Here is a 14,060-nt window from a genome sequence, read left to right as displayed (position 1 = left end):
CCTAAACCTAGTTCGACTTCGCGCCAAGCCAAATTGTGATCGCGATGATTCCGCCTAGAACAAAGACCCAAGCGAATAGACCTTCAACCACAGGGCCTAGGCCAGCTAGTTCGTAACCGCCAGCAGATGGGTTCGTTTCAACCCACTTCAGGTAGGTGATGATGTCTTTTTTGTCTTTTGGAGTTAGGTTCGCATCGTTGAACACTGGCATGTTCTGAGGACCGGTCACCATGGCCGAGTAGATGTGACGTTCGGTCACGCCCTCTAGCGCTGGCGCGTATTTACCTTCGGTTAGTGCACCACCGGCACCAACGGCGTTGTGGCACATTGCGCAGTTGATGCGGAATAGCTCGCCGCCGCGAGTAGTGTCACCGTTTGCTGCCACCATTTCATCGGTCGGAATTGCTGGTCCACCAAGTGAACCAATGTATGCGGCCATAGCCAAGATTTGTTCTTCAGTGAACTGAACTGGCTTCTTTTCTAGCTGTGGACCTGAGGCCTGACCTGGCATGCGACCGGTAGCAACCTGGAATTCAACCGAAGCGGCACCGACACCCTTGAGCGATGGGCCTCCAGCGGCACCTTCAGCGTTGGTACCGTGACAGCTGGCACAGTTAGCTAGGAAAAGCTTGCGTCCCTCTTCAATTTGAGTTGCGCTCTGAACAGCTGAAACCGGCTTTACCGATTCGACAGCTGCAGTTGCTGCAGCGTAGCCAGAGCCAGTAACTGCCAAACCAGCCACCATAACGATGATCGCTGCTAGCGGGCTGCGACGTGAACCCTTGGCGTTGCGCTTAAAAATTGCCATTTGTTTGGTTTCTTTCGGTTTATTTCAGAACGTAAACGATTAGGAATAGGCCAATCCAGACCACATCGACAAAGTGCCAGTAGTAAGACACCACAATTGCGCTGGTTGCCTCGTAGTGGCCGAACTTCTTTGCCGCATAGGTCTTGCCGATAACCAAAAGGAATGCGACTAGGCCACCGGTAACGTGCAAAGCGTGGAAGCCAGTGGTGATGTAGAAAGCTGAACCATAGGAGTTCGAGCTGAGCGAAACGCCTTCAGAGATTAGGGTCGCGTACTCCCAGACCTGACCGGCAACGAAGATTGCGCCAAGAATGTAGCTGAGGAAGAACCACTCAACCATTCCCCACTTGACAGGGGAGAGGCCGGTGCGTCGGGGTTGAAGTCGTTCTGCAGCAAATACACCGAACTGAGCGGTGAAGGATGAGGCGACCAAAATCAAGGTGTTGACCAGTGCAAATGGCACATTCAGAATTGCGGTGTCATTCGCCCAAATCTCTGGCGAGTTAGCTCGAAGGCTGAAGTACATCGCGAATAAGCCTGCAAAAAACATCACCTCGCTGCCGAGCCAAACAATGGTGCCAACTGATGTGGCACTCGGGCGGTTAATGACTGGTGCTGAAATGGTCGTCATAGTTCAATCCTAACCTTGAGACGAGGCTAAAAAGGTGAATTTGCGCTAGGTTTTTCAACCATTTTCGCCAATAAACTTGGGGACATGACTCTCGTGCAAACCTGGCCGGCAATTTTAGGCAAACTACTTCTCAAATCAGACCTAAGTCGGCAAGAAGCAAGCTGGGCGATGCGTGAGATCATGTCCGGAGAAGCCTCAGAGGCCCAGGTTGGTGCATTCATGATGGCTTTGCGTGCCAAGGGGGAGTCGGTTCAGGAGCTTTCCGGCCTGGTCGACGTGATGCTGGATCATGCGGTAATACTCGACACCGGCAGTGACGCGGTCGATATCGTTGGCACCGGTGGAGACCTAGTCGGTACCGTGAATGTTTCGTCCATGGCCACAGTCGTCACCGCTAGTGCAGGTATTCCGGTGATGAAGCACGGTTCGCGTTCAGCATCGGGTAAAACCGGCAGCTCGGAGATGCTCGAAGTCTTGGGCATCCGTTTAGACCTATCTCCAGTTCGGGTCGCCGAGGTATTCCGGCAACTTGGCATCACCTTCTTCTTCGCACCGGTATTCCACCCGGCGATGCGCTACGTCGCACCAATTAGAAAACAGCTCGGTGTTCCGACCACTTTTAACTTTTTAGGGCCGCTAGCAAATCCGGCTCAGCCAATTGCGACTTCGCTGGGTGTGGCTAACGCGGTGGTTGCGCCGCTAATGGCCCAGGAAATCGCGAATCGCGGACGCACTGCGCTGGTTTTCCGTGGCGATGACGGTCTAGATGAACTAACCACTACCGGTGACAGTCAGGTGTGGCAGGTTTCTGGGGGAGAAGTGGGCCTCGAAAAGCTGAACCTGAAAAAATTGGGTATTCAACCGACCCAGATTGATGCGCTTATCGGTGGCGACGCTCATTTCAACGCCGAAGTTGCTAAAGCCTTGTTTGCTGGAAAAACTGATGGAAACCTCGGTGCGATCAAAGACATCGTGCTGCTGAATGCGGCAGGTGGTCTGGTCAGCTACGAACTTGCCACGAATCCAGATGCAGCCACTAAAGATTTGCACGAGCGTTTCAACGCTGCGTTACAAAAAGTGACTGTTGCACTTGAGTCAGGTGCAACGCTTTCGAAACTCACCGAATGGATTGCTGCAACGCAAACCGACTCAATCGACTAATTCTGCTGCAGGGCAGGACTGTATTTCGATGCGAAATCAATAACTTGACATAATGTTTATTATCGGCTTTGAGGTAGCAGCTTCGGGTAGAGGTGGTCGAGATAAAACTGAGCCAACCCCGGCGGACCAATCAAATACTGCTGTGGTGCAAAAAAGTCCTCTGGTGACCACCAGCGATAATCCAAAACATCGCGATGTTCATCGGCTGTCCAGTTAGACCGATCTAATTCGAACGTCTGGTTGATTCGGTGCAGGAAAAACGTGTCCGTGAAATCATGAAAATTTCTGCCGTCGCCCCAGAGCCAACGGCCTGAAGTTTCCCAGACGCTTTCACCAAGAATTGGCGCTGATACTTGAATTCCGGTTTCCTCGAACAGTTCACGAACCGCAGCGTCAATGGTGCTCTCGCCCTCATCAATTCCGCCACCTGGAGTTATCCAGCGTGGTGGCAGTTTTACGTCTGGATCGAAGTGCGTCAATAACAGCAGAATTCTGTGTTGCTCATCAATTAGCAGCACTCGGGCGGTTTTACGGTGGCTCCCAGGTGCGACCACTGTTACTTCTTTCCCGGTTGCAGTTTGAAAAAGACCAAGGATGCTTGAGTAAGGTAGCCGATACAAATCGCGAAAATCAGGGTTCCCAAACCGACTTGACCGCCGAGCAGCCAGCCGATGGTTAGAACCCCGACCTCATACATTCCTCTGATTTTCCAAAATTTCCAGCCAAGTTTCTTCTGTGTTCCGAGCATTAGGCCGTCGCGTGGGCCCTGGCCAAGGTGAGAACTGATGTAGAGCCCGGTTGCGAAGGCTACCGCCACCATACCAACTAAAAAACTGCCCAGGTTGAACCAAAAACCTTCAAGGTTGGGCAACCAAGGCATAAATAAATCCGCAAAGAGGCCGATACAGATTGCGTTTAGAACACTGCCGATACCGGGCTTAACTCGAAGCGGTATCCAGGCAATTAGAACCAGGGTTGAGACCACTATGCTGGCCATCCCGTAGGTTATGCCAAGCTGCTTGGCAATACCTAGGGCTAAAACATCCCAGGGTGGGACACCAATGCTGGCGTCGACAATGAGCGCCAATCCAAAACCGTAGAGCGCTAGTCCCAGCATCAGTCGAGTTAGACGAAGAAAAAGATTAGTATCTGGGTTAGCGGCCACAACCCAACCCTAATGGCTGCATGTCAAGAAAATTGAAAGGCTATCCCAGTGCGACCAGAAATTGTCCAGCCTGAAATTCTTGCTCATCGAGGGTTGGCTCTAGAGCACTCAGAAAATACACTGGGCGCTTTCCGTGCAGCGATTGACGCGGGTGCAACCGCTCTCGAATTAGACGTGCATTTGAGCGCGGATGGGCAGATCGTGGTTTTTCACGATGAAGACCTAAGTCGAGTCTGGAAAACATCGGCAAAAGTACGAGAATTGACGGCTAGGCAACTCACTGAAGTGGGTGACGGCGAAAATGTCATTCCTACGCTGCAGCAGGTAATTGACCACTTCCCCGGCATCTTTCTGAATATCGACGTCAAGGTAATCGAGGCGGCAAAACCACTGGCCCAGATTATCGAGGCGACCAAAATTCACTCTCGCGTTCGAGTGGCCAGTTTCAGCAGGAAACGCCGCCTTGCGGCTGTCAGAGAATTGTCTTTGCCAGTGGCGCAATCTGCAGCAGGTGTCGAAGTATTTCTTTTGCTGGGGCTCTTTCGCCTGGGTTGGGTCAAACTCGCTCGCTTGCTGGTCAAGGACATGGATGCGGTTCAGATTCCGATACATTTTGGAAAGCTCGATTTGGCGGACTCAAGATTCATCTCCTGGTTGAAAGCTTTGGGGCTCAAGGTTCACTTTTGGTCGATAAATGATCCGGCCACAATGAAAGAACTGGTCGCAAAAGGCGCATCCGGGATAGTCACCGACCGCTGCGACGTGGCCCGTGCAACACTCTGTTCCTGATAATTTTCTGAGAGCCAACCCGCTCTCAGGAATTGTTTTCGAATGTCTCTGGTTGACGCTGTTGACCCTTCAAGGGCGAACATTGGAGAAAAAATGTCACAGCAGACTATGCGCGGAATGCGATTGGGTTCGCAAAGTTTAGAAAGCGAACGCGGAGTCGACTACTCCCCTAGAAACAAGCATTCTTTCCAATGCCCAAACAACCACATTTTTGAAGTTGTTTTTGCTGCCGAGGCAGAGTTGCCAGAGACCTGGCAATGCAAAAACTGTTCCGAGCTTGGCATCCTACTCGAAGACGGGAAGGCCATCATCCTCGAAGCACCTGAGGCTAAAACTCCAAGATCGCACTGGGAAATGTTGCTTGAGCGCCGCAGTCGAGATGAACTTGAAGAAATTTTGCAGGAGCGTCTCGATTACATTCGCTCGCGTCGCGCCGGTGGTAAGGCTGACCTCTAAGTCGATCTTTAAAACTCGGGATTGATCCTAAAACTGTCAAACTTGGCAGGCTCATCGGGTTAGACGAGGCATAATTATCGAGCCGCTGAGAGTATTCGCTGGAATCCCCATTTGGTAACCAGCAGTAAAGCCTCAAGAACGATTGAATAGGTCATTTTTGATTGGCCAACTTCGCGTTCTACAAAGGTAATTGGAACCTCAATTATTTGGTTTGACTCTTTTGCTGCTCGCCAGGCAACTTCAACTTGAAATGCATAGCCGCGAGCCGCAACATCCGATAGGTCAAGTTGCTTTAGGAAAGATGCGCGAAAACAGCGGAAACCGGCAGTCATGTCTCTAATTTCACAGCCGAGCATCTTTCGAGCGTAGAAATTTCCGAATCTAGAAATCAACTCTCTGAGCTTCGACCAATTCTGAACGCGTCCTCCCGGAATCCAACGCGATCCGATCACCAAATCATGGGTTTGCGCTTGTTGCAATAGCAGCGGAAGGTCTTCAGTGCGGTGACTACCATCGGCGTCCATCTCAATTAGGTAGTCAAAGTTCGCCTTAAGGCCCCAATCGAAACCGGCGAGGTAGGCGCGTCCAAGGCCATCTTTCTGTTGCCGCGGTAGCAGGTGAACTCGGTTTTGATAACGTCTGATCTGCTCAACCAAACCTGCAGTTCCATCGGGGCTGTTATCGTCAACGACCAAAATCTCAAGGTTTTCGAATTCGAGCAATTTCTCGAGTTGTCTGCCGATCGACTCAGCTTCGTTGTAGGTGGGGATGATCACCAGAGCTTTCAACGACGCCTCCGGAGTTTGCTGAAGACTGAAAATCCTAGAAGAAGAAGTGCACCTAGATTGTTGGCCAAATCAAAGGGTGCGGCTATAAAGAACGCGGGAGTTTTTGATTCACGCAAAGGCACTTCAGCAATCATGACACCAGGCTCGAAGGCAGGTAGCTGTTGGGTGACCTTTCCCGAGGCATCGATGATTCCAGATACCCCAACGGTTGAAATATTTACGATGGATCGACCAGTTTCAATCGCCCGCAGTCTGGCAAAAGCAAATTGCTGGTAGGTTTCGTCGCTGAATCCAAAGTCTGCATTATTGGTCTGGGACAAAATCAGTTGAGCACCATCAGCAACCAAAGAACGACCGATTTCGTCGATGGCAATCTCAAAACAAATTAGCGAACCCACCTGTTGCCCCGGGGTAAGTTCAAAGATGCCATCTCGCTCACCGAAGCTGTAACCGCGTGAAATTAGCCCAACCAGGTCAGGGGCCAGGCTGTACCAAAAGTCTCGATCGGGCACGAATTCAGCAAAAGGCACTGGGCGTTTCTTGTCGTACCAGTCGGTTGGGCCAAGGTTTGGTCGCCAGAGCAAGGAGCTGTTGTACAGGTTCTCTCCCCTGGCGGTAATAGTTCCAAAAACTAGCGGTGTCTGAACTTGCTTATCGACAAAATCGGTGATTCTCTGTCGGGCCGCTGAGTTTGAAAGCGGATTCAGATCCGAAGCATTCTCTGGCCAGACAACGAGATCGAGTTTGTCTTCAGTACTCAAATTTGCTGCCGCATCCAAGTGATTCTGCAAGATGCTTCCCCGAACCGGGTTAGCAAATAATCCGGCATTGGCGTTTCCTTGAACTGCAGCCAGTTTGAGTGAACCGTTTTCTGAAGTCACCGCAGGTGTGAAAATCAGACTGATTACAACCAATGAAACTGCGATTGCGAGGTTTGGTGAATGATTCGTGATCCTAAATTTTCCGGTAATCACCAACAGCAGCAAACTAACCGAGATGAATGCAACCACCCAGGAGAGAAACCCAAGGCCGCCAAAGAAGACCAAATCTGCCAGAGGGCTGTCGGACTGCGTCTGGGCCAGCCGTGACCATGGAAAACCGCCGTAGGGCATTGAAATCGCTACCCATTCGCGAGCTGTAAAAACTGTTGCCAATGCCGCCGAAACAGCGAGGTTCTTTACGGCTGGTTTAAAATTCAGTGTTTTCTCTAGGAACTGCCAAACCTGTGCAGAAACCATGAGGCCGATGGCAAAAATGACAGCCTCTAAAAATGAAAGCGCTAGCAGCGGTACCGGACCAAGGTACAAACTCATCCACTCGATTTGAGTTACGTAAAATGCGAATCCCCCGCCAAACCCGACGATTAGGGCCGACCAAATATTTAGGTCTTTAGTTGAGTAGACCAGAGCCGCGACCGACACGAAGATTAGCGGCCAGATGTTTTCTCGAGGCATAGCCAGAGAGGATAGAACACCACCGGATACCGCTATTGCCAAACGAACTAAAACTAACTTTACAGTCACCAAAAAAGCCTAACCGCTTAGCCGTAGTAGGAGTAGGCCACGATTCCGCGCTTCACCTTGTCAACCGCAGATTTGGCTGTTTCGGCGAGCGTGCCTTCGGCACACTGAGAAATTTGATCGAGCAGATCAATGATTTGCTTGGTCCATCGGATGAAATCGCCCGGTAGTAGGTCTGCCGATTCGAGCACGGAGTCTAGCCGCGCCCCGGTGGCCCAGCGGTGGATGGCAAGCGATATACCCAGGTCTAGAGGGCTGCTGCTTCTCAGTTTGTGGCGTTTGGCCACATGCTCAAGCTCGTACCAAATTTCTTCTGTCGTGGCTAGAACCTCACCGAAATTACCTCTCGGTATTCGCGGTTCCCATTCTTCATCTCGCCGCGCCTCATAAACCAGAGCAGCAGCCATGGCGGCTAGGTTCGCTGCATCGAGCCCATCCCAGATTCTTTTTGAAATGCATTCGGCAACTAGGAGATCACGTTCACCGTAAATTTTTGCCAGTAAAGCCCCTTCGGCTAAGACCTCGAAATCGTCACCGACAGCTCTGATGTACCCCAGTTCAGCTAGCAGATCGCAGATTCGATCGAAGGTGCGAGCAACCTGGTTTGTTCGACCTTCAATTTGATCGAGCGTTGCTTGAAGTTCGCGGTTTAGCTTATGCCAACGTTCACCCCATCTAGCATGCGCCTCGCGTTCCTGACACTGATGACAGGGATGTGCCCGCAACTCTTGCTTTAGCCGAACCAGATTTCGTTCTTGAAGATGGCGACCTTTGTTCTGTCGAATATCTTTACCCTTAACCGAGCGGATCCGGCTGGAGGCTATTTCCTTCTCTAAATCGGAAATGTCACGTCGAATTTTCGCGTAGCTGGCAAAGTCACCGAGATGGCACTTCATTGATTCTGCGTAGCCGGCCAATGAGGTTTCTTTTTCGCGGATTCCTCGGGCCAACCCCACCACTGATCGGTCGGCTTGAAACTGGGCAAATGATGTTTCGAGAACCTGTCGGGCCCGCTCTCGGCCAAATGCGTCGATCAGATTGACCGCCATGTTGTAGGTCGGCCTAAACGGGCTGATCAGCGGATAGGTTCTTTTGCTGGCCAATCCGGCAACGATGTTGGGATCGAGATTGGCGCTCCATAGAATCACCGAGTGGCCCTCGGTATCGATTCCGCGTCGACCAGCGCGACCGGTTAATTGGGTGTACTCCCCCGGCGTGATTTGCACACGCCCTTCGCCGTTGAATTTATCCAGCCGCTCTAGCACTACCGTTCTTGCAGGCATGTTGATGCCTAGTGCCAGGGTTTCGGTGGCAAAAACCACCTTGACCAGTTTCCGCAAGAAAAGTTCTTCGACAACCTCCTTGAAAGCTGGCAGCATTCCGGCATGATGCGCAGCAACGCCTCGCTCCAGTGCATTCAGCCACTCAAAGTAACCAAGCGTCGCCAAATCTTCATCAGCGATGTTGTAGGTTTTTTCTTCGACTATGCGCCTAATCTGTTGCTTTTCTTCCGTTGTGGTGAGTCGCACACCTCGGGCAAGACAGGCGGTCACCGCACTCTCACAGCCGGCGCGAGAAAAGATAAAGAAGATTGCGGGTAATAGGTTCGCCTCGTCGAGCAATTCCACAACTTCAGGCTTGGTGAGCCTTTCAATTCGCGCTTGATGTTGGCGATGGCTATCCGAGCGCGATTTTGATTTCCCCGAACGGAAATTTTGCGCAGTTTTGTTGATCGGCAATCGAAGTTTTTGAGCATGTCGACTAGCTAGTTCTGGGTTCACACGATTTTGCGGGTCGCCTTCTTGAAACAGGTCAAGTAGCTCATCTGTGAAAAGAACGTGCTGATTTAGTGGAACGGGTCGTACTTCTGAAACAATGATGTCGGTTTCACCACGAACCTCCTCCAGCCAGGCTCCGAATTCTTCTGCATTGGAAACCGTGGCCGACAGCGAGACAATCTTGACATCTTTGGGGAGATGCAGAATGACTTCTTCCCACACCGCTCCCCTAAACCGGTCAGCTAGGTAGTGAACTTCGTCCATGACCACGAATCCCAGATTGATAAGAGCATCTGAGTTCGCGTAAATCATGTTTCGAAGCACCTCTGTGGTCATCACCACGATTTGTGCGTCTGAATTTTGATTACTGTCACCCGTAAGTAACCCCACCCGGTCAGGGCCATATCTTTTGCTTAGCTCGGCGTATTTTTGATTGCTCAGAGCCTTGATTGGGGTGGTGTAGAAAACCTTGAGGTTCTTCTCAACGGCAAGATGGATGGCAAACTCGCCGACGATTGTTTTGCCGGCGCCAGTTGGTGCGGCTACTAAGACACCTTTTCCGCTAGCCAGCGAAAGACATGCTCGTTCCTGAAAGTCATCCAGAGGAAAATCGAGCAGATCGGTGAAACTGTTCAGCGAACTAGTTTTTGATTTGATCTTTGATAGGCGAAGTCGTTCGGCGGGTGATAAGTCATCCCAGTTTTTAGTCGACAAGGTTTTCGTCTAAATCAAAATCATATTCGGACATAGTTTTCGCTCGTCGTTTGTCGTTTATGGCTGCGATTCCGGCTGCTGCAAAATAGAGAATGATGAGCGGAATCATGATCAGGAACATTGACATCGGATCTGCTGTCGGTGTCGCAAGTGCAGCAACGAGAGCGATAACAAAAACCGCCAGACGCCAAGAATTGACAATATTTTTTGCAGTGATGATGCTGGCGAAGTTGAGCAAAACAAGAACCACTGGCAGAACGAAGGCGATTCCAAAGACCAACAAAATTCTCAGTGTGAAAAGAATGTACTCGCTGGCATTAATTACGTTTGCGCTGCCTTCAGGGGTGAAGCCAATAAGTGTTCGGACGAAGCCCGGAAGGGAAATCCAGGCAAGCGCTACTCCGGTCGCAAATAGTGGTAAAGCAGTGAACACAAAGGCAAGGGTGTAGCGGCGCTCACGCTTCTTCAGGCCAGGGGTGATGAAGGCCCAGATGTTGTAAAGCCAAACGGGGCTGGTTCCTATTACCCCGATAAAAATCGAGACTTGAAGCCTGACGTCAAAAGCGGACACCACCGTGCCAAAGTTTACGGTTGCGTTCACTCCCTCTTCGGCTGCCAACTCAACGATTGGTGCCTGAAGGATCTGAAAAATTGGGTCGAAAAGAAACCAACCACCGATAGCCCCGGCAAAAACGAAAATCGCAGAGACGAACAGGCGATTGCGAAATTCGATTAGATGTTGCCCGAGGCTCATTTTCGCTTCTGAATTGCGTTTACGAGCCAATTGGCTTCAACCTACTTTGCAGAGTCTGATTCTGATTCGGCTGGAGCCTCAGGCTTCGCGGCGTCATCAGTTCTAATTTCTTTCTTGAACACTCGCATCGACTGAGCAAGGCTCTTGGCAAGACCAGGAAGCTTTGGGCCACCCCAGAGTAGCAACACGATAACCAGAATGATGATCCATTCCCAGCCATTAAGTCTCATTATTTGAACCTGCCTTCGTCAATCTTGATTGAGGTAATCGACTCGATAAGTTTATGTTGTCTTGCCGCACGCTTTTTTCGTTTTTCACTCAAATATTGCATTCGAGTGCGAAGTAACGAAATGGTATCAACCCGAGTTGCCGGTTCCGGCAACTCAAACGGGGCGGTGGGTTGTTGCAGAGATTCCAATTTGTTACCTAAGCGATCAAGCTGGTGTAGCACTTCGAGACCTCGGTTTACTAAACCCTTCAACAAAATGGCGTGAAAAACGACCGCTGCCGAGGCAAGCAAAATCCAAATCAGGGTCCAGTTAATTTTTGTCGTCCTGCCCTTGAGCAGCCAAAGTTGCCAATGCACGTCGAGCGTAGTCAGCGACATATTCGCGAGCGGCCTCCGGGCCGATAACCTTGGCTTTCCCTTGAAAACGAGCTACCAGTTTGGCCACGTTTGAGAGTTTGCCAACCCGAATGGTAATTCGAAGACTATTGCCTTCGGTGGGCTCAGCAACAGTCGAGTAATTCGCTGCCAAAACGTAGGCCTCCGGCTCTAACTCAAGCTCTACTTCGGTGTCGAACTCGCCAGGGATGTAGGTTGAGGATGAGATTTCATCAAAATCAGCCAGAGTTTTTTCAGCTTTTTCTTCGAGTATTCGAATCGAACGCATTCGATCTAAACGAAAAGTTTTCAACTCTTTACTATTGTGGCACCAGGCCCTCAAGTAACGACCATCAGGGTTCAAATCGATTCGCAAACAGTCTAAAATCCGGTGCGAATGTTCACCGTGACTGTTGATGTACTCACACGAAACTGAGCGTCCCTGAATGATTGATTGCCGCAACAGTTCGGTTGATTCTTCGATCGAGCCTGGGACGATAGCAACCTTCGACTGCAGTTCACTAGTTTTGCCAGCGCTTAGCAGGCCCTGCAGCTCTTTCAGTTCACCATCGTTGGCAAAGAATTCAAGTTGGGCTAAATAGTCAAGGCCAGCCGCAATCGCTGAAATCTGGCGGGTCGAAAGGACTGGAGCGTCAGATTCAAAATCATTATTGACCAACCGCAAGATACCCTCGTCGGCTGCATCAACATCGATGTAAAAAGGGCTTTGCAGCCAAGATCCGGCGTAAACCTCAAGTTCGTTGAGCATGCGAATAACCGTTCTAATCTCCGCTTCAGAGACTTTGAACAATTCAGCAACTTGACTGATTGGCGCATCCGGATTGTGACCCAGATAACCAACTAGCGACAACATGAAGTTAAATCGCTCATCCGAGTTCAACGATTTGACCTTAGCCATGTTCGACCGCCAGACGCTCGAAACCTTCGCGCAGGGTTTTACGCAGCTCTTCAGGCGCAAGCACCTCAAGGTCGAAGATGAAATCACTTAGCTGCTCGGCCAACAGCGCTAAGTCCATGTAATTGACTGAAATCTCCTCCTGGTCATTTGGCGATTCGATACCGAAATGAAGCCAGGCTGCGGTGTCTCGGCGGATTCGCAGAGTAGCCAGATTTTTGCTAGCAAATTCTGCCAAATCGTTGATTGCCGCCGTTACGGATTTTTCATCAGGGGCTTCAAACCGAAATTGGGCTTCCTGGTTTGCCGGCGGAAGGAAGATACGAGAAACGATTCGTTTCAGTAGAAAATTCCTAACCTGACCCTCTTCAAGGTCAAATGAGACCAGCATCCACTGGCCATCTATGTTGTGCAATCGCCAGGGTTGAACTCGACGCAACTTGATTTCGCCGTCAGCGCGACGATAACGAAAAGAAACCTCGACAGAGTACTCGATGGCCTTCATCAGCGGAGCGAAAGCCGGTTCTGGAGTTCGAATGCTTGGTAGCACACCGATCAGGTTGTTTTCGGCAGGGACTACACCCAAAGACTTGATTTTTACCAGGCCCTGATTTACCTCGGTTGAAATCGACGCTTTGGACCAAGCCGCCGCAGCAAGTTCTAACAGTTGCAATTGATGTGGGGTTAGCTCAACACCTTTTGGCCAGCTGAAAGTATCCGCGGCAATTAGGTATCTTTGGTCTTCGCCCTCATCGGTGGCATCAATCGTTTTTATCTGAATTCCGAGGTTGCGCAGGTCAGCTTTGTCTCGCTCGAACTTTCGTTGAATCGAAGCCTCGTCTGCCGCGTCTGAGTGGTAACCATCAATCGCGAAAAACAACTCTTTACGAGTTAGTCCACGTTTTGAGTAAAGCAGTGCTGAGGTTAGCTGCAGCAACCGCTCAGATTTATTTGCTTCACTGCCCACTTATCCCCCGATTTGCAGGTTATTTGCGAATTCCAAGAACGTCAACGACGAAGATCAAGGTTGAGTTTGCAGGAATCGAACCGTTGTCCTGATCACCGTAGCCGAGTTGAGGTGGAATTACTGCAACAACCTGCGAACCAACCTTGGCGCCAACCAATGCATCCACAAAACCGTCGATCAAAGATCCGCTCGCAACCTCGAACTCGGCAGGTTGCCCACGATCCCAAGAGGAATCGAATTTGGTGCCATCTGACCACAAGAATCCTGAGTAGTGCACGATTGCGGTATCACCTTCGGCGATAGCATCGCCTGAACCCTGAATCAAGGTTTCAACTTTGAGTTCTGCAGGTGCATCACCGCTAGGGGTGTTGATTCCTGGAATACCATCTGTGCTCTTGATTACGGTTGGAAAACCGGCCTGAGCTGGCTGGTCAGCACCCAAGGCTCTCGGTAGCCATGCATTTGAAATCTTGAGAACGAAGATCATGGCATCTTCAGCACCCAGACCAAAGTCTGGGATACCGGCGCCGCCATGAGCATCTTTAGGTGGGAAAAGGACCGCAACCGTTGCGCCAACTTTTTGACCAACTAGTGCTGAGCAAAAATCTGGTGTCTCACCGCTCTTGACGAAGAGGCTGGCTGGATCGGCCCCGTTGAAGCTTGAAGATTGCAGCTCTTCATTGTTGCTGCCGTTGTAGGCAATGAAGTCAACGTCGACGAGTTGCCCGCCCTTAATTTCTAGACCGTCTCCAGCTTTCAACTGCACAATTTCGGTGACATCCGAATTCAGTGGCGTCGGGAACTTAACCTCAGGCTTCGATGCTGATTCGTCGGCCAATTTGATTTGTTTGGCATTGTTTCCAGCAGGAGCAGCCTCGCACACCGAAGGCAAGGCTTGATAGGCAGATTCGGTTGTGGCGGCGCCGGCACATCCGCTCAGAGCCAGGACAAGAGCTGGTATCGAAAGGGTGGCAAATATTTTTTTCACAGGAAAGCTTTCGTTCTTTTT

15 protein-coding genes are annotated in these 14,060 nt (G+C 50.6%); 3 read left to right on the top strand and 12 right to left on the bottom strand.

The window, feature by feature from the left end; genetic code table 11:
- Nucleotides 1-7: 7 nt before the first annotated feature.
- Entirely contained in the window at nt 8-808 is an 801-nt protein-coding gene (qcrC, locus tag A4Z71_RS04020; RefSeq protein WP_070954654.1) for a cytochrome bc1 complex diheme cytochrome c subunit, read from the bottom strand.
- Between the two features lie 19 nt (nt 809-827).
- Complete coding sequence (gene ctaE, locus A4Z71_RS04015; RefSeq protein WP_070954653.1) at nt 828-1,439, bottom strand: aa3-type cytochrome oxidase subunit III; 612 nt, start codon at nt 1,437-1,439, stop codon at nt 828-830.
- A gap of 84 nt (nt 1,440-1,523) precedes the next feature.
- Between ctaE and trpD the strand changes: the two genes are divergently transcribed.
- Nucleotides 1,524-2,600, top strand: coding sequence for an anthranilate phosphoribosyltransferase (gene trpD / locus A4Z71_RS04010; protein WP_070954652.1), 1,077 nt, complete (start codon nt 1,524-1,526; stop codon nt 2,598-2,600).
- A 59-nt stretch (nt 2,601-2,659) separates the two neighbouring features.
- Here the strand turns inward: trpD and A4Z71_RS04005 are convergent, their stop codons facing one another.
- Complete coding sequence (locus A4Z71_RS04005; protein ID WP_070954651.1) at nt 2,660-3,154, bottom strand: NUDIX hydrolase; 495 nt, start codon at nt 3,152-3,154, stop codon at nt 2,660-2,662.
- Nucleotides 3,155-3,156: 2 nt separating this feature from the next.
- Nucleotides 3,157-3,765: a membrane protein YczE gene (gene yczE, locus A4Z71_RS04000; protein WP_472280777.1), complete on the bottom strand. Its 609-nt coding sequence runs from the start codon at nt 3,763-3,765 to the stop codon at nt 3,157-3,159.
- A 48-nt stretch (nt 3,766-3,813) separates the two neighbouring features.
- On the opposite strand from yczE, the gene A4Z71_RS03995 reads away from it, so the two are divergent.
- Complete coding sequence (locus A4Z71_RS03995; RefSeq protein ID WP_070954650.1) at nt 3,814-4,554, top strand: glycerophosphodiester phosphodiesterase family protein; 741 nt, start codon at nt 3,814-3,816, stop codon at nt 4,552-4,554.
- Nucleotides 4,555-4,647: 93 nt separating this feature from the next.
- Complete coding sequence (locus A4Z71_RS03990) at nt 4,648-5,010, top strand: RNA polymerase-binding protein RbpA (RefSeq protein WP_070955238.1); 363 nt, start codon at nt 4,648-4,650, stop codon at nt 5,008-5,010.
- A 74-nt stretch (nt 5,011-5,084) separates the two neighbouring features.
- Here the strand turns inward: A4Z71_RS03990 and A4Z71_RS03985 are convergent, their stop codons facing one another.
- From A4Z71_RS03985 to A4Z71_RS03945, 8 genes are all read right to left on the bottom strand, one after another.
- The gene (locus A4Z71_RS03985; protein ID WP_070954649.1) at nt 5,085-5,798 is read right to left on the bottom strand and encodes a polyprenol monophosphomannose synthase; all 714 of its coding nucleotides are present in this window, start codon (nt 5,796-5,798) and stop codon (nt 5,085-5,087) included.
- Entirely contained in the window at nt 5,795-7,321 is a 1,527-nt protein-coding gene (gene lnt / locus A4Z71_RS03980; RefSeq protein ID WP_084028409.1) for an apolipoprotein N-acyltransferase, read from the bottom strand. The genes A4Z71_RS03985 and lnt overlap by 4 nt, the downstream gene beginning before the upstream one ends.
- Nucleotides 7,322-7,338: 17 nt before the next feature.
- The gene (locus A4Z71_RS03975; protein ID WP_070954647.1) at nt 7,339-9,810 is read right to left on the bottom strand and encodes a DEAD/DEAH box helicase; all 2,472 of its coding nucleotides are present in this window, start codon (nt 9,808-9,810) and stop codon (nt 7,339-7,341) included.
- Nucleotides 9,800-10,564: a twin-arginine translocase subunit TatC gene (tatC, locus tag A4Z71_RS03970; RefSeq protein WP_070954646.1), complete on the bottom strand. Its 765-nt coding sequence runs from the start codon at nt 10,562-10,564 to the stop codon at nt 9,800-9,802. Before tatC ends, A4Z71_RS03975 begins: the two co-directional genes overlap by 11 nt.
- 41 nt (nt 10,565-10,605) lie before the next feature.
- Nucleotides 10,606-10,794, bottom strand: a complete 189-nt coding sequence (locus tag A4Z71_RS03965) for a twin-arginine translocase TatA/TatE family subunit (protein WP_070954645.1) — start codon at nt 10,792-10,794, stop codon at nt 10,606-10,608.
- A gap of 309 nt (nt 10,795-11,103) precedes the next feature.
- Entirely contained in the window at nt 11,104-12,087 is a 984-nt protein-coding gene (locus A4Z71_RS03955; protein ID WP_070954643.1) for a helix-turn-helix transcriptional regulator, read from the bottom strand.
- Nucleotides 12,080-13,051, bottom strand: a complete 972-nt coding sequence (locus A4Z71_RS03950; RefSeq protein WP_070954642.1) for a helix-turn-helix transcriptional regulator — start codon at nt 13,049-13,051, stop codon at nt 12,080-12,082. The genes A4Z71_RS03955 and A4Z71_RS03950 overlap by 8 nt, the downstream gene beginning before the upstream one ends.
- A 19-nt stretch (nt 13,052-13,070) precedes the next feature.
- Complete coding sequence (locus A4Z71_RS03945) at nt 13,071-14,039, bottom strand: FKBP-type peptidyl-prolyl cis-trans isomerase (RefSeq protein ID WP_070954641.1); 969 nt, start codon at nt 14,037-14,039, stop codon at nt 13,071-13,073.
- Between the last annotated feature and the right edge of the window lie 21 nt (nt 14,040-14,060).

The organism is Candidatus Rhodoluna planktonica, from assembly GCF_001854225.1.
Classification (GTDB): domain Bacteria; phylum Actinomycetota; class Actinomycetes; order Actinomycetales; family Microbacteriaceae; genus Rhodoluna; species Rhodoluna planktonica.
Note: the sequence above shows the minus strand (reverse complement) of the source record. Positions and strands in the feature narration are given on the sequence as shown.

What these genes read in the sequence shown, in the direction of transcription:
- qcrC (WP_070954654.1), bottom strand. Translation starts at nt 808, where the DNA reads ATGGCAATTTTTAAGCGCAACGCCAAGGGTTCACGTCGCAGCCCGCTA.
- ctaE (WP_070954653.1), bottom strand. Translation starts at nt 1,439, where the DNA reads ATGACGACCATTTCAGCACCAGTCATTAACCGCCCGAGTGCCACATCA.
- trpD (WP_070954652.1), top strand. Translation starts at nt 1,524, where the DNA reads ATGACTCTCGTGCAAACCTGGCCGGCAATTTTAGGCAAACTACTTCTC.
- A4Z71_RS03990 (WP_070955238.1), top strand. Translation starts at nt 4,648, where the DNA reads ATGTCACAGCAGACTATGCGCGGAATGCGATTGGGTTCGCAAAGTTTA.
- tatC (WP_070954646.1), bottom strand. Translation starts at nt 10,564, where the DNA reads ATGAGCCTCGGGCAACATCTAATCGAATTTCGCAATCGCCTGTTCGTC.
- A4Z71_RS03965 (WP_070954645.1), bottom strand. Translation starts at nt 10,794, where the DNA reads ATGAGACTTAATGGCTGGGAATGGATCATCATTCTGGTTATCGTGTTG.
- A4Z71_RS03955 (WP_070954643.1), bottom strand. Translation starts at nt 12,087, where the DNA reads ATGGCTAAGGTCAAATCGTTGAACTCGGATGAGCGATTTAACTTCATG.